The 21,533-nt window shown below is 63.4% G+C and carries 21 protein-coding genes; 11 read left to right on the forward strand and 10 right to left on the reverse strand.

The annotated features are described in order from the left end of the window. Positions 1–870 precede the first annotated feature (870 nt). On the reverse strand, positions 871–2,721 hold the full coding sequence (locus tag CYR32_RS20030; RefSeq protein WP_101826874.1) for a M3 family metallopeptidase: 1,851 nt from the start codon (positions 2,719–2,721) through the stop codon (positions 871–873). A 152-nt stretch (positions 2,722–2,873) separates the two neighbouring features. Between CYR32_RS20030 and CYR32_RS20035 the strand changes: the two genes are divergently transcribed. After that, positions 2,874–3,086, forward strand: coding sequence for an alkylphosphonate utilization protein (locus CYR32_RS20035; RefSeq protein ID WP_101826875.1), 213 nt, complete (start codon positions 2,874–2,876; stop codon positions 3,084–3,086). Positions 3,087–3,115: 29 nt separating this feature from the next. Here CYR32_RS20035 and ybiB read toward each other — a convergent pair whose 3' ends face one another. Next, entirely contained in the window at positions 3,116–4,078 is a 963-nt protein-coding gene (ybiB, locus tag CYR32_RS20040) for a DNA-binding protein YbiB (RefSeq protein ID WP_101826876.1), read from the reverse strand. Positions 4,079–4,435: 357 nt separating this feature from the next. Between ybiB and CYR32_RS20045 the strand changes: the two genes are divergently transcribed. The 7 genes from CYR32_RS20045 to CYR32_RS20070 all read left to right on the forward strand — a co-directional run bounded on the left by CYR32_RS20045 (position 4,436) and on the right by CYR32_RS20070 (position 11,794). Further along, the gene (locus tag CYR32_RS20045; protein WP_165698285.1) at positions 4,436–4,960 is read left to right on the forward strand and encodes a fimbrial protein; all 525 of its coding nucleotides are present in this window, start codon (positions 4,436–4,438) and stop codon (positions 4,958–4,960) included. 51 nt (positions 4,961–5,011) lie between these two features. Then, a complete protein-coding gene (locus tag CYR32_RS21745; RefSeq protein ID WP_165698286.1) occupies positions 5,012–5,155 on the forward strand; it encodes a hypothetical protein in 144 nt (47 codons plus the stop codon). A 103-nt stretch (positions 5,156–5,258) separates the two neighbouring features. Continuing rightward, a complete protein-coding gene (locus CYR32_RS20050; RefSeq protein ID WP_101826878.1) occupies positions 5,259–5,951 on the forward strand; it encodes a fimbrial biogenesis chaperone in 693 nt (230 codons plus the stop codon). Between the two features lie 46 nt (positions 5,952–5,997). Beyond that, entirely contained in the window at positions 5,998–8,559 is a 2,562-nt protein-coding gene (locus tag CYR32_RS20055; RefSeq protein WP_101826879.1) for a fimbria/pilus outer membrane usher protein, read from the forward strand. A 58-nt stretch (positions 8,560–8,617) separates the two neighbouring features. Next, the gene (locus CYR32_RS20060; protein ID WP_101826880.1) at positions 8,618–9,649 is read left to right on the forward strand and encodes a fimbrial protein; all 1,032 of its coding nucleotides are present in this window, start codon (positions 8,618–8,620) and stop codon (positions 9,647–9,649) included. A gap of 70 nt (positions 9,650–9,719) precedes the next feature. Further along, positions 9,720–10,760, forward strand: coding sequence for a fimbrial protein (locus tag CYR32_RS20065; RefSeq protein WP_101826881.1), 1,041 nt, complete (start codon positions 9,720–9,722; stop codon positions 10,758–10,760). Continuing rightward, positions 10,757–11,794, forward strand: coding sequence for a fimbrial protein (locus tag CYR32_RS20070; RefSeq protein WP_101826882.1), 1,038 nt, complete (start codon positions 10,757–10,759; stop codon positions 11,792–11,794). Before CYR32_RS20065 ends, CYR32_RS20070 begins: the two co-directional genes overlap by 4 nt. A gap of 2 nt (positions 11,795–11,796) precedes the next feature. Here the strand turns inward: CYR32_RS20070 and dinG are convergent, their stop codons facing one another. The 5 genes from dinG to CYR32_RS20095 all read right to left on the reverse strand — a co-directional run bounded on the left by dinG (position 11,797) and on the right by CYR32_RS20095 (position 16,436). After that, positions 11,797–13,974, reverse strand: a complete 2,178-nt coding sequence (gene dinG / locus CYR32_RS20075; protein ID WP_101826883.1) for an ATP-dependent DNA helicase DinG — start codon at positions 13,972–13,974, stop codon at positions 11,797–11,799. A 79-nt stretch (positions 13,975–14,053) separates the two neighbouring features. Beyond that, the gene (locus CYR32_RS20080; RefSeq protein WP_101826884.1) at positions 14,054–14,686 is read right to left on the reverse strand and encodes a glutathione S-transferase family protein; all 633 of its coding nucleotides are present in this window, start codon (positions 14,684–14,686) and stop codon (positions 14,054–14,056) included. Positions 14,687–14,762: 76 nt separating this feature from the next. Continuing rightward, positions 14,763–15,242, reverse strand: a complete 480-nt coding sequence (locus tag CYR32_RS20085; protein ID WP_101826885.1) for a GNAT family N-acetyltransferase — start codon at positions 15,240–15,242, stop codon at positions 14,763–14,765. Between the two features lie 72 nt (positions 15,243–15,314). Continuing rightward, a complete protein-coding gene (locus CYR32_RS20090; RefSeq protein WP_101826886.1) occupies positions 15,315–15,866 on the reverse strand; it encodes a GNAT family N-acetyltransferase in 552 nt (183 codons plus the stop codon). Positions 15,867–15,875: 9 nt separating this feature from the next. After that, positions 15,876–16,436 (reverse strand): helix-turn-helix domain-containing protein, encoded by a 561-nt coding sequence (locus CYR32_RS20095; RefSeq protein WP_101826887.1) that lies wholly within the window; start codon positions 16,434–16,436, stop codon positions 15,876–15,878. Between the two features lie 231 nt (positions 16,437–16,667). Here CYR32_RS20095 and CYR32_RS20100 point away from each other — a divergent pair, with 231 nt between their 5' ends. Continuing rightward, entirely contained in the window at positions 16,668–17,438 is a 771-nt protein-coding gene (locus CYR32_RS20100) for a MerR family transcriptional regulator (protein WP_101826888.1), read from the forward strand. Between the two features lie 30 nt (positions 17,439–17,468). On the opposite strand, the gene CYR32_RS20105 is transcribed toward CYR32_RS20100, so the two are convergent. Beyond that, positions 17,469–17,984 carry a hypothetical protein gene (locus tag CYR32_RS20105; RefSeq protein ID WP_241523870.1) on the reverse strand — a complete coding sequence of 172 codons (516 nt, stop codon included), beginning with the start codon at positions 17,982–17,984 and terminating at the stop codon, positions 17,469–17,471. A 199-nt stretch (positions 17,985–18,183) separates the two neighbouring features. Further along, positions 18,184–19,791, reverse strand: a complete 1,608-nt coding sequence (locus CYR32_RS20110) for an inorganic phosphate transporter (RefSeq protein ID WP_101826889.1) — start codon at positions 19,789–19,791, stop codon at positions 18,184–18,186. 206 nt (positions 19,792–19,997) lie between these two features. Between CYR32_RS20110 and yedA the strand changes: the two genes are divergently transcribed. Then, positions 19,998–20,906: a drug/metabolite exporter YedA gene (yedA, locus tag CYR32_RS20115; RefSeq protein ID WP_101826890.1), complete on the forward strand. Its 909-nt coding sequence runs from the start codon at positions 19,998–20,000 to the stop codon at positions 20,904–20,906. Between the two features lie 65 nt (positions 20,907–20,971). Beyond that, positions 20,972–21,085 carry a hypothetical protein gene (locus tag CYR32_RS21915; protein WP_241523871.1) on the forward strand — a complete coding sequence of 38 codons (114 nt, stop codon included), beginning with the start codon at positions 20,972–20,974 and terminating at the stop codon, positions 21,083–21,085. Between the two features lie 6 nt (positions 21,086–21,091). Here CYR32_RS21915 and CYR32_RS20120 read toward each other — a convergent pair. Next, positions 21,092–21,533, reverse strand: a 442-nt coding sequence (locus CYR32_RS20120) for an ABC transporter permease (protein ID WP_146000738.1), incomplete at its 5' end; no start/stop codon positions are given.

Here is a 21,533-nt window from a genome sequence, read left to right on the forward strand (position 1 = left end):
GCCCGGCCCTGCGTCTCCACTCGGCAATGATTTTTACGCCCCCACCACTTCTGCAAATCTTTAGGTATGTAAGGAAAAAGTAGGTGGGGGGACTTTGGGCGTTCGGTGGGATTTCTCGCTTCTGCTGATTTATGCGGCAAAGGGTTGTAGGTGGGGATTTTTGGGCGTTCGGTGGGTTTACTCGCTTCTGCTGGTTTATGCGGCAATGGGTTTTAGATGGGGATTTGTAGTCGTTTGGTAGGTTACTCGTTTCTATTGTTTTATACGGCAATGGGTTTTAGCGCCCCACCATTTCTAAAAACCGAAAATCTGTCTGGAAATAGCCGAAGACAATCCTTGCCGGTTGAGCCTGTCCGCATAGCTTTATAGCTTTATGTAGCAGTGCACATTAACCCCATCACAAGAATCACAAACTCCTTATCTACTCTTTCCTTACATACCCACGGGTTTGCAGAGGTGGTGGGGGCATTAAATTATTGCCGACGAGGACGTAGGGCCGGGTGAGCGGGCAGGACGCCCGCGAGAGGTACAGCCACGCTGGGAGCGTGTCTGTACCGGCCCGATAAGCCCGGAGGACGCTGGAGGGAACCCGCGGAGCGGGCAATAATTCTGCCGGGGCACCGAATGCGCGCGGGTGCAGGGCCGGCGCGCCGGCAGGCCCTGCTCGGTTGAGGCAATGCAGGTCGGGTAGACAAATACACATGAACAACCGAAACATGCCACCCTACCCATAATACCGGCTGCGGAATCGCAGAAAGACACCAGGCGTATGCCAACGCAACCACCTCGATCTCCCTTGAACCCTGCCTGACCGGCTGCCCCGCAGCCCATCCCCCTCCCCTAATCAACATTTAAAATTAAAACCCAATCTTAATAGTGCCCGCGGATATACGCCGCGAAATCCGCACACATCCCCTCATCGCCCCCGCGGTTATCCGCGATCACCCGCTCCCCATCCACGATCCGGATCTCCGCGTTCAGATCAAAGTCCGCGGCGGGCTGCGGGCGGGTCGCCGCCGAGACAATCGTCACCTGCGCCTGTTGCCACGCCTGCTCGGCGGTCTGGTTACAGGCCTGCGCCAGATAGTCCGGGTTGAAACCCTCGCCGGTCAGGCTCAGCAGCGTGTCGTTGTGGCTGACGCTGTTGCCCGGCTGCCAGTAGTGCGCCGCCAGATCGGGGCCGATGGCCGGGTTATCGGTGAGATAACCGTCACGTTTCAGGAAGAAGTGGCGCGTCTGCTCCACCGCCATCAGCGCCAGCAGGTAACCCTGATAAGAACAGGCGGACTCCATCGACAACAGGTGCGGGATCGCCAGCGTCGGGCGCGGGCTGTCTACTCCCAGAATGCGCTGCTCCGTGTCGCGCGCCAGTTGCGTGATCGCCTCCGGCGTCAGATCCGCTTCCGCCATCTGGTAAAGCGACCACTCAAAATAGGGCACCAGCAAAATATGGCGCTCGTTAAAGGCGCGCATCGGCTGGCGCGCCTCAATCCCGGCGCGGATCAGCGCGTCCGGCACCGGCTCGCCCTGATCATTCAGCGCATAGCGCTTCAGCCAGTCGGCATCGTCCAGCAGGCTGTCACAGAACATCGACTGGGTTTCGGCGTAGGCCATCGACGTCGGCGCAAACTCCTGCGAAAAACAGGGCGCGTTCTGGGTAATGTTCGCAAAGTGCGCCGCGTGACCGCCCTCGTGGAACAGCGTGTTCAGGCCGGATGCCCCGCTGCCGACCTGATCGGGCTGCGCCAGGCTGGTGAAGTTCAGTTTAGCCGGCACCCATTTGCCCCGATCGTAAAACGGCGGCACCGGGCCGTGCATAAAGCCGTTCTCATACTTGCCGCGCCGCACCAGCAGGTCGAGCTGCATCTGCGCGCCGCGGAAGCCGATATGCAGCCGCTTAAAACTCTCGACCCAGCGCTGCAACGACTGCGAAAACGGGAAGTAAGGATCGAGCTGGCGGGTGACATCACCGGCACTGGCGTAGCGGATGTTCCACGCCTCCAGCGCCTCCGGCCCCTGGTTTGTGGCGAGCTGTTGCAGGCTGCGGGCGTTGGCCTCGCGCGTCTCCAGCTCAAAACGGTCAAGAATGGCGAACAGTGCCTCCGGCGTCATACGCTCCGTGAGGTTCACTTTGTAGTCGAAGTAGTTGCGGAACCCCATCCGGCGGGCGAAGCGGTTACGCAGCGTCACCAGCTCCGGCAGGCCGTTCACCAGCAGCCACTGCTCCAGCCCGCGCAGCGCCTGCTGCGAACTGCGGCGGCACGCCTCGTCGCTGTTGGTCGCCTGGTTGGTCAGCAGCTCGCCCAGCGAGCCTTCACCCGTCTGCCCCGGCGCGGTCTGGTGGGTCAGGCGCAGGGTTTTCCGGCGGTTATAGAGCGCCCCCTCCGCCTGGATAATCTCATCCATCAGCGTCTGGGCGGCCGGGTCTTCAATCGCGTTGCTGTCAAAAAAGCGCTGCCAGCCGCGCAGGCCGTGCAGCAGCGCCGCCTGTTCGTCACTGCCCGGCTGCTGCTCCACGTCGGCGATCAGCGCGCGCAGTTCGCCCGGCCGCGCCGGGTTGGCGATAAAGCGCTTATAGGCGCTCTCCGCGGCGGCGAATTTTTCCGCCACATCTTCCGCGCCGGTGCCCATATAGTTCTGCCAGAAGAGTTCCTCTTTCGCCTGATGCACGGCGAGGTAGTCGTGGTTCAACGCATTGAAATAGTCGGATGCCTGTTGCATGCCTGCCTTCCTGGTCTGTAATGAAATTCAGGTTTCAGTCTAGCACCGGTGGCGGTTGGGTTGCATGCGGCGTAAAGATTGATCTGGCGTCAGGGAATGGCCGGGGAAAGTGGGTATACTCCGCGCCCCGCAATTAACGCAGAGAACAGAAAATGGATGTGAAAGACAGCAACGGCGCACTACTGAACGAGGGTGACGCGGTGCAGCTGATTAAAGACCTGAAAGTGAAAGGCACCTCCACCACGCTCAAGCGCGGCACGGTGGTGAAAAATATCCGCCTGACCCACAACCCGGATGAGATCGAGTGCCGGTCAGACAAGATAAAAGGGCTGGTGCTGAAGACCTGCTTCCTGAAAAAAGTCTGACCTCCCCGGCAGGGGCCGGGGAGGCAGGCTCAGCGGAGCAGCGCGTCCACCCGCGCGGTGGCCGCCGGGAGATCCGTGGCCTCGCCGGTCGCCAGCAAACAGGCGGCGAGCTGCACGCGCAACGCCTGCGGCACCGGCTCCTGCCCCGCCAGGCAGCGCGCTGTCCAGCGCGCCGTCACGTCAGCGCTTTTCTCCGTGGGCAGCGCCACGTCACTGTACTCCTGCCGCTCCGTAAGCGCCTGCATCGTGCCCTGGTGAATCAGCCAGAGCGACGGCGCGCGCAGCGGGTTGGCGTACGCCTCACCCTCGGTGCCCTGCATCAGCAGCGCCCGGCCGTTGATCTGCCGGAAAAACGCCCCGACACGTTCAATATACTCCGGGTGCGAGACGCTGGAGAGCCGCAGCGCCTCTTCGGCGAACGGCGTCGCCAGCTTGGCCAGGGTATGGGCGCTGTTGCGCACCCCCATCCGCCAGCGCAGGTCGAGCTGTTTTTCCAGCGGCGGGCAGAGCAGCGACACCGGCACAAACAGCGGCTGCCCGCCCTGGTCGAGCTGCTGTTGCGCCTGCGCCTGTGACGCCGCCGGGGAGATGCCAAGCGCGCTGAAGATCTCCGCGCTGGTAACGCGCGACCGATCCTCACTCACGCCGTGCACCACCACCGGCAGCCCAAGGCGGCTGAGCAGCAGCGCCAGCAGCGGCGTGAGGTTGGCCTGTCTGCGCGCGCCGTTGTAGCTTGGGATCACCACCGGCAGCGGTTTCCCTTCGGGCGCGGTGAGCGTCATCACCCGCTCAGCCATCGCCTCATAGAAGCCGAGCATCTCCTCTTCCGCTTCGCCCTTGATGCGCAGGGCGATCAGCACCGCGCCCAGTTCCAGTTCCGGCACCTCACCGGCCAGCATCTGCCGGTAGAGCGCCCGGGCGGTCTCCCGGTCCAGATCGCGGGCGTGGTTCTTGCCGCGCCCCACTTCTTTAATAATTTTTGTGTAGTCCATTGCCCTGCCCTCGCTGCATAACCGGCGTTTAGCATAACGTAGCTTCCGCCCCCGGCAAACCGCCGCGGACGGCACGCGTCAGGGTAACAGGCAGGGAACCTCCCCACAAACAGCCATATTAATATCAGGCTAATTACTTGAATTAATACCATTTAAGATTAGTTAATAAGCATTTAAATAAAGATTTAATATAGATAACTCGATCAATTATTCGTGTGGTGATTATATACGCACCAGAAATGAGGTAATCCAGAGGGCAAAGGGAAATATCACCCCACCTGCCACGCGGGTTATTTCATGGTTCGCCGGGCTATGACCCGAAATATCATTCACCTATCATCCCGACGGGAATTTATCATGAAAAATATCAAGTCACATTTCGCGGCCATTACGCTTATCGCCGGTGCGCTGTTTATTTCGCACTACAGCCAGGCCGCTGACGGCACCATTAATTTCACCGGCAGTATTACCGATACCGCCTGCACCGTCACCAGCGCCTCCCAGAACGTTGACATGGGTGCCGTTGCTGCGTCCTCCCTGAGCGGCGCAGCCGGTAAAAAAGCGGCGGCTACCCAGTTTGATATTGCCCTCACCGACTGCCCCGATGCCGGTAATGTCGAAGTGAAATTTGATGGCCCGGCCGATGCGGCCAATACCGAACTGCTGGAGCTTGAAACCGGCGCACTGGCGGCTTCCGGCGTGGCGATTGAGTTCTCTGACCGTGAAGAGCAGCATATCAAGCTGGGTGAAAACTCCGCCCCTTATGCGATTCAGGCGGGTGCCAATACCCTGACCTTCTACGCCAGCTACATGGCAACGGCGGATGCCGTCACCGCCGGATCAGCCAACAGTACAGCGCAATTCACTATGGTCTACCCATAATAAAATCACGATCACAATTCCGTGATGTTTTACCGTTAAATCAGGACAATCATGGCGATGGAGACGCCGGTTTCTCTTTTTATTGTGTTTATTTCTTTTCAGGACATTAGCGCCTGTTATCATTCCGGCGCAGCCGATGCGGTTGCGCCGCTGCTTTTTATTTCTCTGCCCTTCCCCCTCTTATTTTATTATTAGGCAGGCTGCACTGAGCAATCTTTTTAATCTGTTATTTCCCGGATGGCAGCGCGCTATTCTCTGGCTACACTCAACGTATTCCCCCTTATAAGGGCCGCGCCCTATGAAACCATTATTGTCAGCCTTGGGCATTATGCCGCTGATTATTTGCCTGCCGCTACAGGCCGGGGTGATCATTGGCGGCACCCGGGTTATTTTTGCCGGAAATAATAAAGAAACCTCGTTGAATGTGAGCAACCCGGAGCAGGAGCGCCCCTACCTGATCCAGAGCTGGGTCGAGGGCGACAACGGGGAGAAAGCGCCGTTTCTGGTGACGCCGCCGCTGTTCCGCCTCGACCCCGGCCAGGAGAATGTGCTGCGTATCGTGCTGACGCGCGGCGGCCAGCCGCAGGACCGTGAAACCCTCTACTGGCTGAACATCAAATCGGTGCCGCAACTGGAGAAAAGCAACAACGACGCCAATGTGCTGCACCTGACGGTAAAAACCCGGCTGAAGCTCTTCTACCGCCCGGCGGCGCTGGCGAAAGGGGCGGATGAGGCGTGGCGGCAGCTCACTTTCAGCGTGCGCGGCACCACCCTTACCGCCCATAACCCGACGCCGTACTACCTGAACCTGAAGCAGATAAGCGCAGGCGGTAAACCGGTGAAAGCCACGCTGGCGGCGCTGACGCTTGCGCCTTTCGCCCGGCACGACTACCCCTTGCCCGCCGGGCCGGTCAGCCCGATAAGCTGGAGCGTGATTACTGATTACGGCAGCAGCACGCCGGTGCAACAACAGACGATCGGCCGCCCTTAATGAGGTGCCCCATCGCGTTGCCGGGTTTCCGGCCAGGGACAGCGCTATGCCATCATCATTTACCGGCCGGGCATTCCGGCCCACGCCTGTTTTGTGGCTGTTCGCCCTCTCGTTGTACGCGGCGGAAGGCCGCGCCGAGGGCTACTTTGACCCGCGGGCGTTTGACATCGACAACCCCAGCCGGCAGCCGGTTGACCTCAGCCAGTTTGACACGCCGGGCGGCCAGCTGCCGGGCAGTTACCACGTGGATATTCTGCTTAACCGCGCCCATCGGGTGACGCAGGATGTCACCTTTGTGCGCATCGGTGACCGGCTGGAGCCGCAGTTCACCCCGGCCGCGCTGGCAGACCTGGGGGTGAATGTCGCCGGGCTGCCGCTACTGCGTGACCTGCCGCCCGATGCGCCGGTCGCGCCGCTCTCTGCCTACATCCCGGATGCCGCCACCGCCTTTGACTTCGCCCGGCAGCGGCTGAGCCTCTCGGTACCGCAGATCGCCCTGCGCAATACCGCACGCGGCACGGTGCCGCCGGCGCGCTGGGATAACGGCGTCCCGGCGCTGCTGCTCAACTACACCGCCACCGGCCAGAAGGCCATCTATCGGGAAAACACCGCCCCCCCGGCCAACAGCTACTACCTGAACCTGCTCTCCGGGGCAAACTGGGGGGCGTGGCGGCTGCGCAACTACGCCACCTACATGACCGACAACGAAGGCAGCGACGACGGCAGCTACCACCGCCGCTGGGACACCCTGCGCACCTGGCTGCAGCGGGGCATCCCGGCGTGGCAGAGCGGGCTGGTTATCGGCGACGGTGCCACCTCGTCCGACATTTTCGACAGCGTGCCGTTCCGCGGGCTGCAACTCGCCTCCGATGACGACATGCTGCCCGACAGCCGCCGCGGCTTTGCGCCGGTAGTGCGCGGCATCGCCCGCAGCAATGCGCGGGTCACCATCCGGCAGAACGGCAATGTGATCGACCAGCGCTATGTGCCGCCCGGGGCCTTTGTGATAGATGACCTCTACCCCACCAGCAGCGGCGGCACGCTGGCGATCACGGTGACGGAAGCGGACGGCAGCGAGCAGCACTTTACCCAGGCGTTTGCGGCCGTGCCGATGATGCAGCGCGAAGGGCAGCTGAACTACGAAGCCGTGGCCGGCACCTACCGCTCCAATTACGGCAACTACCGGCCGGGCTTTGGCCAGGTGACGCTGCGCTACGGCTTTCCCGGCGCGGTGACCGGCTACGGCGGGCTGCTGGCGGCGGAGGATTACCAGTCCGCGCTGCTGGGCGTCGGCCTCGGGCTGGGCTATGCCGGGTCAGTCTCTCTGGATGCCGCGCAGGCGCGCGCCACCCTGCCCGCCCGTTTCACCAGCGAGCCCCAGCAAGGCGCGGCGTTCCGCCTGCAATACAACAAGGTCGTCGACGCTACCCACACCTCGCTGACCCTGGCGGCGATCCGCTACGCCTCGCAGGGCTACTTCACCTTTGCCGATGCCGCCGACATCCACGACCGCCAGGACGACGACGGCGACTGGCTGAGCCGCCACAACCGGCGCGCCCGCCTGCAGGTGAACCTGAACCAGCCGCTGGGCGAACAGGGCGGCAGCCTCTACCTCTCCGCCTATCAGCAGAGTTACTGGGGAACCGGCGGCTATGAACGCAACCTGAATGTCGGCTACAGCACCACGTTTAAGCGCGTCTCCCTGAACTTCTCCTATGCCTGGGTGCAGAGCGTCTCCTCGCCAGACGATGACGACACGCGCCAGAGCGATGACCGCCAGTTTTCGCTGACGGTGCAGGTGCCGCTCGACGGCTGGCTGCCGGGGGCCTACGCCTCCTACACCGCCAACACCGACGCCACCCGCCACCACAGCCAGCAGGTGGGGCTGAACGGCAGCGCGCTGGAGGACAGCAACCTGAGTTACAGCCTGCAGGCGGGGTATGACAACCAGTACGGCGGCAGCTCCGGGCTGGCAACGGTGGATTACCGCGGGGGCTATGGGGAGGCCGGGCTGGGTTACAACTACGACAGCAGCGGCAGCCGGGTGAATTACCGGTTACAGGGCAGCGCGGTCGCCACCCCTTACGGGGCTGCCCTCGGCCAGCCGATCGGCGAGACGCCGGCGCTGCTGCACGCGCCGGGCGCGGGCGGGGTGAAAATCAGGAATAACGTCGGGGTGCATACCGACCCGCGCGGCTACCTGGTGGTGCCTTACCTTTCGCCTTACCGCGAGAACCGGCTGGTGCTGGACACCACCACCCTGCCGGAGAACACCGATTTGCCGATGGCGACACAGACCGTGGTGCCCACCAAAGGCGCGGTGGTGCTGGCGGAGTTTGCCACCCACCTCGGCTACCGGGTGGTGGTGACCCTGACGCGTGACGGCCAGCCGCTGCCGTTCGGTGCCGTGGCGTCACTTACCGGTAACCCGGCCGTCACCGGCATCGTCGGCGACGGCGGCGAGCTCTACCTGAGCGGCGTGCCGCCGGAGGCGGAGATCGCCGTGAAATGGGGCAACGGGGCGCAACAGGCCTGCCGCGCGCGCCTCACCCTGCCGGAAGAAGACCAGGGCGCGCCGGTGCGCAGCGTAGAGGCGGCCTGCCGGTAGCCTGCGCGCGGCGGACCAGTGATAAGCAGAGAGAGCAGGACAGCTGAGGTGAGTAACGATGAGGTTAGCGAAGGTGAGCTCCGCAGGGGTACTGCTGGCGGCCCTGCTGGGCAGCCGGACAGCGTGGGCCGGGGGCTGTGTGACGCCGGATGAGCCGATGACCTATGGCATAGAATTACGTCAGGGCCGGAATATCCTCGATGACCCCGGCATGGTGGTGCCCGATATGTCCGGGATAGATTCGGGGGATGTGAAACCCATGGATTGCCGGTGCGAAGGGGGCAGCGCCCCGCTCTATTTCAAAGCGGTGGTTACCTTGCCGCCCGGATATAATGACGGCACCATGACCTACTATATCGTGCACCCTACGGTGCAGATTGGCCTCAAATACCGGGTCAACAATGGGCCGCTTATCCCTGCCCCTTTCGAAGATGTCTCCGACGGGGTAAGCCACGACTGCGGCAGTGACGGGTTTTATCACAGCCCTGTCGTAGAGACCGGGATGCGGGCCACATTGTCACTCTATCTCGCCAGAGGCTTTACCGGCAAAGTGGTCATTCCGCCCGCCGTCCTCGGGACTGTGTACGCCCGCTGGGGTACCCAGGGCGGCTACGGTGCCACCTACGTCAATAGGGTGTTTATCTTCGGTGAGTTGACAGCGACGCAAACCTGCCGGATTAACGACGGCGCGATCATCAATATCGATCTCGGTACCCTGCTCACTGACAACATTCTTACCCCCGGCGCTCTGCCCGCCCACTACACCCCCCAACAGATTAGGCTGGAATTGATGTGCCGTAACTTTTACGAAAGCATGCAGGTCTCACTGACCCTGTATGGCAATGAGAGCGCAGAGCTGCCCGGCGTATTGCAGACCTCCAACCCGGACATCGGCGTTCAGGTGACGGATCAGAATATGAAGCCGTTTAACGTCAATGGCGGCCAGGTGCCGCTGACGCTCGACTACAGCGATATCGATCACGAGCCCGGCCATCAGCTGTTATACGCCTGGCCGGTCAATACCACCGGCAAGCGCCCGGCCAGCGGCCCCTTTAGCGCCTTAGCGCTGCTGGAGGTGGAGATTCAGTAAATTCTGCGCCGGCAGGCCGCTCTGCCGGTCACCTTTACCCAACGGGGCAACCACCGCCCAGGAGCCATACATGAGACACCTCACCTCTCTGCTGCTATGGGCGAGCATGTTGCCGGCGGGCCTGATGGCCGGCCCGGCAGCCTGGGCCGGGGACTGCCATCCTGAGAAGGTTTCCGCCCCCTATATCGTGGAGCTGGACAAAGATGAGATCGACACCGCCCACAACGCCCCCGGCCAGGTGTTGCCGGATGCGGAAGTTTTTCACCTGTCGGACAAGTTCCCGATGGCATGCAGCTGCGAAGGGGGCAGCGCCGCCCTCTATTTCCGCAGCGTCAGCCCGTTGCCGCCCGGCTACCAGGACGGCAGCCTGACCTATTTCATCCTCACCCCCTGGCTGCAAGTCGGGACGAAACTGGCGGTGAAAGAAGATACCCCGCTCCCGGCCCCGTTCGAGGATAGGTCAGACGGGGGCAGCTATGCCTGCGGCAGCGACGGGATGTACTACCGCGACACCACGGATGTGGGCAATGTCGGCAGCCTGTCGTTTTATGTGGTCAAGGGCTTTACCGGTGAAATGGACATCCCCCTTACTGCCATCATGGACGTCTATGCCCGCTGGGGCACCCAGGGCGGGTACGGCACCCGGCCCACCAGCCGGCTTTTCGTGTTTGGTACGCTGATCGTGCCGCAGACCTGCACCCTCGACGACGGCCAGATAATCAATGTCGAACTCGGCACAATCCGCCGCGCCAATATCAGCGTCCCGGGCCAGATCCCCGTCAATTACGTCCCGCAACAGATCACCCTGGATTACCAATGCCGGAACATCACCGAGACGATGCACCTTGAGCTGAGCCTGTATGGCCAGGAGAGCCTGCTCCTGCCCGGCGTGTTGCGCACCTCAAACCCGGACATCGGCGTACAGATTGCAGACGCCGCGATGACGCCGCTCGACATCAACAACAACCACGTGCCGTTGCCGCTGACCTTTGGGGCACAGGCGCAGACCGGGCGGCAGTTCCTCTACGCCTGGCCGGTCAACACCACCGGCCGCACCCCGGCCGTGGGCACCTTCAGCGCGTCGGCCTTGATGCAGGTGGAGATCCAATGAGGAAGCGCCTCTGGCTGGTGATCGCAGCCGCCCTGATGGTAACCGGCCTGGCGACCGGCGCGGCCCGGGCCGGGCGCTGTGATCCGCTGAAACACGCTACCCCCTACCTGTTGCAGCTCGACCGGGATGAGATCGACACCGGGCACAATATGGCCGGGCAGCGGCTGCCGGATGCCGTCACCTTTCATCTGGCCAACCAGTTCCCGATGGAGTGCCGGTGCGAAGGGGGCAGCGCCGCGCTCTATTACCGCAGCGTGAGCCTGTTGCCGCCCGGCTACCATGACGGCGAGCTGACCTACTTCGTCGTCAACCGCTCGCTGCAAATCGGCATCAAACTCGGGATAAAAGACACCCCCCCGATCCCGGTGCCTTTTGACGATCTCCCGGATGGCGGAAGCTACGCCTGCGGCAGCGACGGCAGCTACTACCACCCGACAGATGAGCTGGGCAGCCACGGCACGCTGTCACTGTATGTGAGCCGGGGCTTTATCGGCGAGCTGGATATTCCCCTCACCCGGCTGATGGAGATCTATGCCCGCTGGGGCACCCAGGCGGGTTACGGCACGGAGCCTGTCAGCCGGGTATCGGTGTTCGGCTCCCTGATCGTGCCGCAGACCTGCCTTATCGACGACGGCGAGGTGATTAACATCAACCTGGGCCGCCTGCGCAGCACCGATCTGCTGACCCCCGGCGCGATGCCTGTTCATTACGTCCCGCAGCTGATTACCCTGAACTACCAGTGCCAGAACATCGCTGACACCATGCACCTGGAGCTGACCCTGATGGGCGAAGAGAGCACGGCGCAACCCGGCGTGTTGCAGAGCAGCAACCCGGACGTCGGCGTGCGCATGGCGGATGCACAGATGGCCCCGCTGGAGATCAACACCAGCCGCCTGCCGCTGCCGCTGACTTTTGACCAGCAGGGCCAGTCGGGCCGCCAGTCCTTCTACGCCTGGCCGGTCAACACCACCGGCAAGCCGCCGGCCGGCGGCCCGTTCAGCGCCTCGGCGCTGATGGAGGTGGAGATCCAGTAGCCTCAGCGGCGGCGGCCGCGGCGCACAGGCTTCGCTGTTTTTTTCGCCGCGGGCGCAGCCGGCAGCGCGGGCGGTGTGCCTTCCGGCATCGGCGGCTGGGCAATCGGGAACACCGGCAGCGCCGCCAGCAGGCGCGCGCCGTAGCTTTTGCTCAGCAGGCGGCGGTCATAAATAACGATCTCGCCGCTGCAGTGGTGGCTGCGGATCAGCCGCCCCACCTGCTGGATCAGGTTAAATGAGGCGCTCGGCAAACTCTGCACCTCGAACGGGTAGCGCCTGAGTGACTTCAGCCACTCGCCCTCGGTGACGATCACCGGGCTGTCCACCGGCGGGAAGGCGATTTTATGGATGTGCACCTGCGTCAGCAGCTCGCCCTTGAGATCCAGCCCCTCGGCAAAGGATTGCAGCCCCACCAGCACGCTCTGGCTCCCCGCCTCCACTTTTTTGCGGTGCGTCTCCACCAGCCGGTAGCGCGGCTGGTCGCCCTGCACCAGCAGCATCAGCCGCAGATCCTGCACATAGCTGAGGAAGGTCTGCATCGCCCGGTTGCTGGCAAACAGCACCAGCATCCCTTTGTGTTTTTTCTCTGCCACCTGGGCGCGGAAGAAGTGCGCCATCTCCGCCAGGTGCTCCGCCTCGTGCGTCATCAACGGCTCGTGGCGCATCTGCGGGATCACCAGCCGCCCCTGGTCAACATGGTTGAACGGCGAGTCCAGCGTCACAAAGCGGTCGCCCGCCTTTTCGCTCAGGCCGCTCAGCTCCTGCAACCGGGCGAAGCTGTTGAGTGAGCGCAGCGTGGCGGAGGTGACCACCACATGCGGCACCTTGCGCCACAGCATCTTCTCCAGCTGGTCACTGACGCGGATGCCGACGCAGTGCAGCGACAGGTGGGCCACGTTGTCACGCTGGGTGCGCGTCACCCATTTGCTGATCGGCGCATTGGAGGACTGCTCCAGCGCCGCCAGCCGCCACAGCTTGCTCATCGCCTCGAAATAGCCGAACAGGCGGTTCATCTGCAACAGCGTGCGGTGCAGCCGCACCACGTCATGTTTGCCGGTCTTTTCGCTGAGGTCGTTTTGCATGTACTCCGTCAGCCCGCGCAGGGCGTCGGTGAGCTTGAACAGCCGGGCGCAGGTGGCGGGCAGCTCCCCCGGCAGCTCACCCATCTCAAAGCGGTATTCCGCCTCCACCACGTCCGGCGGCAGGTAAGCGGCAAGCCCGCGCTCCGCCTGCGCCTGGAGGTCACGCAGCTCCTCGCAGTGGGTTTTCAGCCGCTCCAGGTTCGCCAGCGGCGGCGGGCTTTTCGGCGGGAAGTGGCTGATGCAGACCTCCATCTGGCGGAACAGCAGGTCGAGCTGGAGGTTGCTGGTGACCGCGCCGATCTCGCCCGCCATCTCCAGCGCATCACGCGCCACCTCCGGCAGGTGGTGGCCTTCGTCCAGCACCAGCAGCAGATCCTTGGCGGGCGGCAACACCGACTCCGACTCCAGCGCCGCCATCACCAGCGCATGGTTAGCCACCACCACATCGGCGCTCTCAATCTCCTTGCGGGCGATGAAATAGGGGCAGTCGCGCACATAGTGGCAGTTGCGCCCCAGGCAGTTGACCTTGTCGGTGCTGAGCTTCGCCCAGAGCGGGTCGCCGATCGTCTGGGCGTAGTGGTCGCGCAGGCCGTCCCAGGTGTGGCTGGTCAGTGCCTTGCCGAGTTTGACGCACAGGGCGTGCTCCTCGCCGCTGGCGGGGGCGAGTTCATCATCCAGAAACAGGCCGAGGTCGCCCTGTGCGGCCTCGTCGCTGCTCAGCGCCGCCAGGTTGCGCGGGCAGACGTAGCGGCGGCGGCCAAAGGCCCCGGTGAACTTCAGGTCAGGGATAATCTTCTTCAGCAGCGGCAGATCCTTGCTGTAGATCTGGTCCTGCAACGCCACGTTGGCGGTGCTGACCACCAGCGGCTTGCCCTCGGCACGGCTGACGGCGATGCCCGGGATCAGGTACGACAGGGTCTTGCCGACGCCGGTGGGCGCCTCGATCACCAGATGGCGGCTCTCATCGCCGGAGAGGGTTTTGGCGACGTCGGCGATCATCTGGCGCTGCGGCGCGCGGGGAATGAAATCGGGGATTTGGTGTTGCAGGGCCTTATACCACTGGCCAATCTGGGTTTTAAGTGCGGAGGTGAGCGCCATAGCATCTGGTTATCTATACAGGGTTTGGCGCTATTCTCCCACAGACCGGCGCGCGCGTCAGCCCGTGGGTTGCGATCCGTTACCCAAATTGCTCACGGAACAGCGCCTCGAGCCGCGGGTGGCGGGCCACATTTTTGGCGATCGCCTCCAGGCGCGGGGCGTACTCCGCAAACCAGACCGGCCCCGGCCGCCAGTGGTGCATCACCGCGATGTAGATGTCCAGCGCGCAGAAGGTCGCGCCGAAGAACCAGGGGCCGTTGGCGTCGGCAGCGGCCTCAATCTGCAACCAGAGTTTTTTGCGCAGGCCGTCGGTGGTGTCAGTCAGCACTTTCGGGTTCTCAACGCCCGGCAGCCACTTCTGCGGCTGGTCGCCATAGGTAAAGGAGGGGTAGATCTGGGCGTTGATCACCATAATCCAGCGCAGGAACACCGGCAGGTGGCCGCCGTCACTGGAGGGAATCAGCCCCGCCAGCGGCCAGCGCAGGTGCAGAAGGACCAGAATGGCGGCGGTCTCGGTCATCACGGTGCCGTCCGGCAGCAGCAGCACCGGCACCTGCCCGAGCGGGTTGAGCTTCAGCAGCCGCTCGCGTTCCGGGCAGTCCGCCTCATCCACCTCCTGATAGTGGTAGGGCAGCCGGGTCAGCTTCAGCGCAGCCGCCACAATGGCCGATCCGCAGCCTTTCCGGCCAAACAGCGTATAGGTTCCGCTCATGGTAGTTCTCCTGTGTCACGGGCTTGTCTCCTCAGCTAACTGTAGACCAAAATGCCCCGTGTCAGGCCGCGCGCGCTCACCCTTCCAGCAGGTGGCCCAGGGTTTTCCCCAGGCAGACCGCATCCGCCTTGCCGATGTAATCGCCGTAGGCGGCGATCTCCCGGTAGCCGTGCGCCAGGTAAAACCGTACCGCCGTGAGGTTGACCAGCCGGGTCTCCAGCCAGATCTGCCGGTAGCCGAGCCGGGCGGCCTCCGCCTCCAGATAGCGCAGCACCGCGGAACCGACGCCGCGGGTGGTGCGCCGGGCATAGACCCGTTTCACCTCCGCGATGCCCTGCTCCAGCGGCCGGAACGCGCCGCAGCCCACCGCCTTGCCCGCCGGATCGTACGCCAGCACAAAGCAGCAGCCGGGCTGCTGCATCTGCTCCGCATCAAACGAGGCGCGGCCGCTGCTGCCGGTCATGGTGAGCAGCGCGTCTGACAGCTCTGCCATCAGCCGTTGTGCCTCTTCGCCCTCAGCCGCCGCACGGCGGACGGTGATGGGGGTGTCATTCATCCTGCCTCTCCGTATCAAAGCCGGTGGGGCACGGCCGGCAGTTATTTATCAGCACGTATTAAGTCGGGGAAATCAGTGCCCCAGCACCTTATACATCACGGTGGTCGGCTCCCAGACCGGCTCCCCGCCCTGCCCCTGCGGCGACAGCACATAATCCGGGATCTGCCCGCTGATGTGGTACCCCAGCGACAGATAAAGCTGCTCCGCGGCGTCACCGCTGCGGGTGTCCAGCACCAGCAGCCGCGTGCCGCGCGCCCGCGCCTGCTGCTCCACCTGCATCATCAGGGTCCGGGCGATGCCCTGCCGCCGGGCGTCCGGGTGAACCAGCAGCTTGGCGACCTCGGCGCGGTGCAGGCCGTTCGGCATCCCGGCCGGGATCAGCTGCACCGTGCCGACGATGCGGCCCTGCGCCCGCGCCAGCAGCATAATGCGCTCCCCGGCGGCCACCGGTGCCGCCAGCCCCTGCCAGAACCCGGCGGCCGCGGCCGGGCTGAAGGGCTGCACGAAGCCGACGCTGGCGTTGTCCGCCACACAGGCGTGCAAAAGTTGCGCCAGTGAGGCGATGTCGTCCGCGGCCAGCGCCGGGGTAACAGTATAGTGAAGATCGGCGGTCAGGGTGGTCATGGTGGCTCCTCAGGTGCGACAGATAACGATGGCGTAATGCGCGTCGGCCGGGCCGGGCGCGTAGAAATGGGAAGGGCCGTTGAGCAGGAAACGCAGGCAGTCGCCGGGAGCCAGCACGTAGGTACGGTCACCCAGGCGGTACTCCAGCGCGCCCGACAGCAGCCAGATCTGCTGCTGCATCCCGGCGACCGGCGCGTCGTCATACTGGATCGATGCCCCGGCGCGCAGCCGCCCCTCGATCAGCTCCGCGCGGAACCCCTGGGTCGGCGGCGAGACGGAGCGGCGCTCAAAGCCGGTCTCGCGGTCCTGCCACACCGGCTGGTGCGCGCGGGTCAGCAGCTCCGGCGGCGACTCCTCAATTTCACGCAGCAGTTGCGACATGGTCATGCCGAACACCTGCGCCAGCTTGCCGAGCAGCGTGGCGGTGGGGCTGGTTTCCGCCCGTTCAATCCGGGAGAGGGTCGCGCGGCTGATGCCGGTCTGTTGTGACAGTTGCTCCAGCGACCAGTGGCGCGCGGTGCGCAGCATCACCAGCCGCTGCGCCAGCAGGCGGTCTTGATTGTCATCCATGGTGTTTCTCACGTTTTCTCGATATTGAGAAATTATCCCTAAAGTGAGAATATCGCAAGCCACTTTTCCTGGACGGGCCAGCATAATCTGTTGCCGCAGTTTATCCATTCGCGGTTTACGGTTTTTTTAGTAAACAAAAGAACCGGGTCGCTGTCTTACCCAGGCATATTTGATAACATTCCGCATTATTACTTTGGACATTATTGTCTTTTTACACATCCGGGGGCAGAGATGAGACGTTACAGCATCGGCGAAGTTGCCACCCTGTGCGGTATTAATCCCGTCACGTTACGCGCCTGGCAGCGAAGATACGGGTTGCTTAAGCCGAAGCGCACCGAGGGCGGCCACCGGCTGTTTGACGACGATGACCTGGCGCGCATCCATACCATCCTGAGCTGGATTGAGCGCGGCGTGCCGGTGGGCCAGGTGCGGGCGCTGCTGGAAGGCCAGGAGACGCCGGAAGAGGCGACTGACGGCTGGGTGAAACTCACCGACGCCCTGCTGGCAGCATTACAGGCGGTGAACCTCAACCGCTTCCGCCAGCTGCTGAAAGAGTATGGCCGTGAATACCCCGCCGCCCAGCTGGTGGACCACGTGCTGCGCCCGCTGCGCGCCCGGCTGGCGAGCCACGGCGCACCGCTGCTGACCCTGCGCAGCCTGCTGGACGGGATGGTGATTGAGTACGCGGCCTTCTGCCTGGCGGCCGGGCGCAAAACGCCCGGGGAATCACTGCTGATCATCGGCTGGGGCCGCGCCGACCGGACGGATCTCTGGCTGGAAGGGATTAAACGCAGTGAAGCCGGGGCGCGGGTGGATGTGCTGCCTGAGCTGCTGGCCGCCCCGCAGCTCGACGCCCTGAAAGCGCACCACGTGGTGCTGTGGGCCGAAGGCAAGCTCAGCAGCCAGCAGCAACAGCAGCTCGCCGACTGGCAGGCGCAGGATTTCCACATCGAATTGATGGGCAGCGCCGCCCACCTCAGCCCCACCCCGCCCGACGCCTGATCTCTCCTGTGGGTTGCCCCTGCGGGCGGATCAGTTGTCTGCGTTGAACCCGTCAGATCGCCCGAGGGTATTGACCAGGGTATCAATACACGCCTTGCTGGCCGCAACCTTATAGAGCGCCTGGATAGCCGCCACCACATAGTGATCCAGTTCCGGTTCTGTCAGCGTATAAAAAGGCAGCCCGCAGACCTCACTGGTGCTGAGCGGTAACGCGTTATCATCCAGAATTGCCAGTACCCCGGCAGGATTATACGGAATTGCCGTGGCCACAGCGGTCGCCAGGGATTCGGCAGAATCCGCATCGCTGCCTGGAGCCAGACGCGCAGCGACGCTCAGCCAGGCGCTGTCTCCTTTGCCTATCTCCCCCATCACTACACGCCATTGCCGCTCGTCCTGCCCGTAAAGCGTGGCAATCACCGCCTTTGGCCCCTGTGCGTCAATCTGACGGGTAAGCTGTTGCGGGGTCAGTTCACCGGCGGCCACCGGCAGGGTCAGAAAACAGAGCGCGAAAAATAGCCCCTTCCCTTTGAAATATTCCCAACTCATGCTATTTCCCTTTTTCAACTATGGTGGCCGTTACTTTTCATGCGTTTGAAGGGAGACAGATTGATCTTTCGCAAAGTACGAGGATTTTCAGTTTCTTTGCAGGTTTTCGTGATAAATGCCGGATTTAACCAGACATAGCCAGGAAAGGAAAATGGGGAGAGGCACAGGCTGGCGGACGTGCAACCAGCCTGTGTTGACCCTACAGCCGGATAAACAGCATATAGAGCAGTGCGGCGATCAGGATCGAGACCGGTAAGGTCAGCACCCAGGCGATCAGCAGGTTGCGCAGCGTCGCCATTTGCAGGCCGGAGCGGTTGGCGGCCATGGTGCCCGCGACGCCGGAAGAGAGCACGTGGGTGGTGGAGACCGGCAGGCCGAAGCCGTCGGCCGCGCCGATGGTCACCATCGCCACCAGCTCCGCGCTCGCCCCCTGCGCGTAGCTCAGGTGGTTTTTCCCGATCCGCTCCCCCACCGTGATGACGATGCGCCGCCAGCCGACCATCGTGCCCAGCCCCAGCGCCAGCGCCACCACCACTTTCACCCACAGCGGGATAAAGCGCGTGGCGTTGTCCAGCTCCCGCTTTACGGCATCGAGGTTGTTCTGCGTCTCCGCCGGCAGCACCACGTTATGGGTTTTCAGCGCCTTGATGCTCTCGGAGGCGAGGTACATATCATTTCGGGTGTTCGCCACCAGTTGCGCCGGGATGCGGTCCATGGAGCCATACTGTTTAATCTGCGTGCCGATCTGGTGCAGGGTCATGGCCAGCGCGGGCAATACCTGCGGGGTGTTGTCACCGGTGCCGACGAACTGGATCAGCACGTCGCGCGGCGGCACGTTCAGCGCCGCAGGTTTGCCGTTCAGCAACTGCTGCTCCGTGACCTGCGCCAGCGCCGCCACACGCGGGATCTGCTCCGGCGGCACCGAGCGGTTCAGGGCGTAGACGATCGGCATGGTGCCCACCAGGATCAGCATAATCAGCCCCATGCCTTTCTGGCCGTCATTCGAGCCGTGGGCAAAGGAGACGCCGGTACAGGTCAGGATCAGCAGGCCGCGGATCCAGGGCGGCGGCGGCCGTTTGCCTTCCGGCGAGACGTAAAGCTGGCGGTTGCGGATCACCTTTTTCATCAGCAACAGCAGCCCGGCAGCACAGACAAACCCCACCACCGGCGACAGCAGCAGCGCATAGGCGACGTTCAGCGCCTGGTCCCAGTTCACGCCGTCCAGCCCGCTGCGGCCGTGGTCGATGGCGTTCGCCACCCCGACGCCGATAATGGAGCCGATCAGCGTATGGGACGACGACGAGGGCAGGCCGAAATACCAGGTGCCAAGGTTCCAGATAATCGCCGAGAACAGCAGCGCGTAGATCATCGCAAAGCCGTTGCCGGAGCTGGCCTGTAAGATCAGATCCACCGGCAGCAGCGAGATAATGCCGAACGCCACCACCCCGCTGGAGAGCATCACGCCGCTGAAGTTGCACAGCCCCGACCAGAGGATCGCCGCGCCCGGCGGCAGGGAGTGGGTGTAGATCACCGTGGCCACCGCGTTGGCGGTGTCGTGGAAGCCGTTGACAAACTCAAAGCCGAGCGCGATCACCAGCGCCATGCCGAGCAGCAGGAACGGCACATAGCTGGTGACGTTCTGCCCGGCGTCCGCGACATCGCTGAACAGGTTGACCCCGGCAAACGCCAGCCCGCACAGGGCCGCCAGGACGATAAACAGAACAGTGAATGTGTTGTTCTTGCCGGTCAGGTCCGGGCGCGCATCAACCGCTGCCGCCGCCGGGGGGAAGATGCTTTTCTCGCTCATGGGCTGCCTCATTCCGGGATGTGTGGGTTGGTTGCCCTTGAGTGTTACCGGTTAACTGTGACAAACACATGAACCCGGGCGCAGAAAATTTGACGTACATTGACAAAAGCCGACAAACCCGGAAACCGCACACTTTGATTTGCAGAGGGTGTAACGATGTTGTTATCTAGGGGCCTCTTTTTTCCCTTTCACGGATGACACCCCCTATGACTGATACCTCCCGGCGCGCGTTCTGGCTGCTGCTCGGCTCCCTGTTTGCCCTCTATATCATCTGGGGGTCGACCTATTTCGCTATCCGCCTGGGGGTGGAGAGCTTCCCGCCGCTGATGCTGGCGGGCATCCGTTACCTGATCGCCGGGGTCATGCTGTTTGCCTTTCTGCTGCTGCGCGGCCATGCGCTGCCCACCGGCAAACAGTGGCTGGCGGCGGGGGTGATTGGCGTGCTGCTGCTGGCGGTGGGCAACGGGCTGGTGACGGTGGCGGAACATATGCAGGTGCCGTCCGGCATTGCGGCGGTGATGGTGGCGACGGTGCCGCTGTTTACCCTCTGCTTCAGCCGGTTATGGGGCATCAGCCAGAGCCGCGTGGAGTGGGCGGGCGTGGCGATCGGGCTGGTGGGCATTGTGCTGCTGAACACCGGGCATCATCTGGCCGGTAACCCCTGGGGGGCGGGGCTTATCCTGATCGCCTCGCTGAGCTGGGCGTTCGGGTCAGTATGGAGCGCGCGCCTGCCGCTGCCGAAAGGGCCGATGGCCGGGGCGGCGGAGATGGTGATCGCCGGAGCGGTGCTGCTGCTCACCAGTAAGTTGCACGGCGAACAGCTGGCGGCCGCGCCCTCCCTGAAAAGCCTGCTGGCGCTGGGTTACCTGATTCTGTTCGGCTCGGTGATCGCCATCAGCGCCTATATGTATCTGCTGAAAAATGTGCGCCCGGCGCTGGCCACCAGCTACGCCTACGTCAACCCGATGGTGGCGGTGCTGATCGGCATCGGCCTGGGCGGCGAGCGGCTTACCGCCGTGGAGTGGCTGGCGCTGGCGATCATTCTCGGGGCGGTGCTGCTGGTGACGCTCGGCAAGCTGCTGTTCCGCCCGGCGGCCACGGCGCTGAAAGGGTGACACGCTGCCGGTTGTCAGCGGGGTGAAAAGCTCTATAATCCTGCTGCTAACCAAAGGATAACAAAATGAACAATGTTGCAAAGAAACTGGTGATCGGCCTGGTCACACTGATGGCCCTCGGGGCGATCGGCGGCGTGATGCTGGCCGGGTATGCCGTGGTGATCGGCCCGCCGGCCTGATGCCCCTCAGCCTGGCCCGCGCCGCTGTTGCAGCGCGGCGGCCCAGCGCTCAAACAGCATATCAGTGACAATCGCCAGCAGCGCCACCAGAATCGCCCCCTGCAAGACATAGGCGGTGTTGAAGCCGCTCAGGCCAATCACAATCGGTGAGCCGAGGCTCTGCGTACCGACGCTGGAGGCGATGGCGGCCGTGCCGATGTTGATGATCACCGAGGTGCGGATGCCGGTCACGATCACCGGCGCGGCCAGCGGCAACTCCACGCGCGTCAGCATCTGCCAACGGCTCATGCCGACGCCGAGCGCCACCTCGCGGCTGGCAGGCGGCACCGACCCCAGCCCCGCCAGCGTGCCCTGCACGATCGGCAACAGGCCGTAGAGCACCAGCGCCAGAATCGCCGGTTTTTCGCTGAAGCCCATCACCGGCACCGCCACGGCCAGCACCGCCACC

This window comes from Chimaeribacter coloradensis (assembly GCF_002858715.1).
GTDB lineage: Bacteria > Pseudomonadota > Gammaproteobacteria > Enterobacterales > Enterobacteriaceae > Chimaeribacter > Chimaeribacter coloradensis.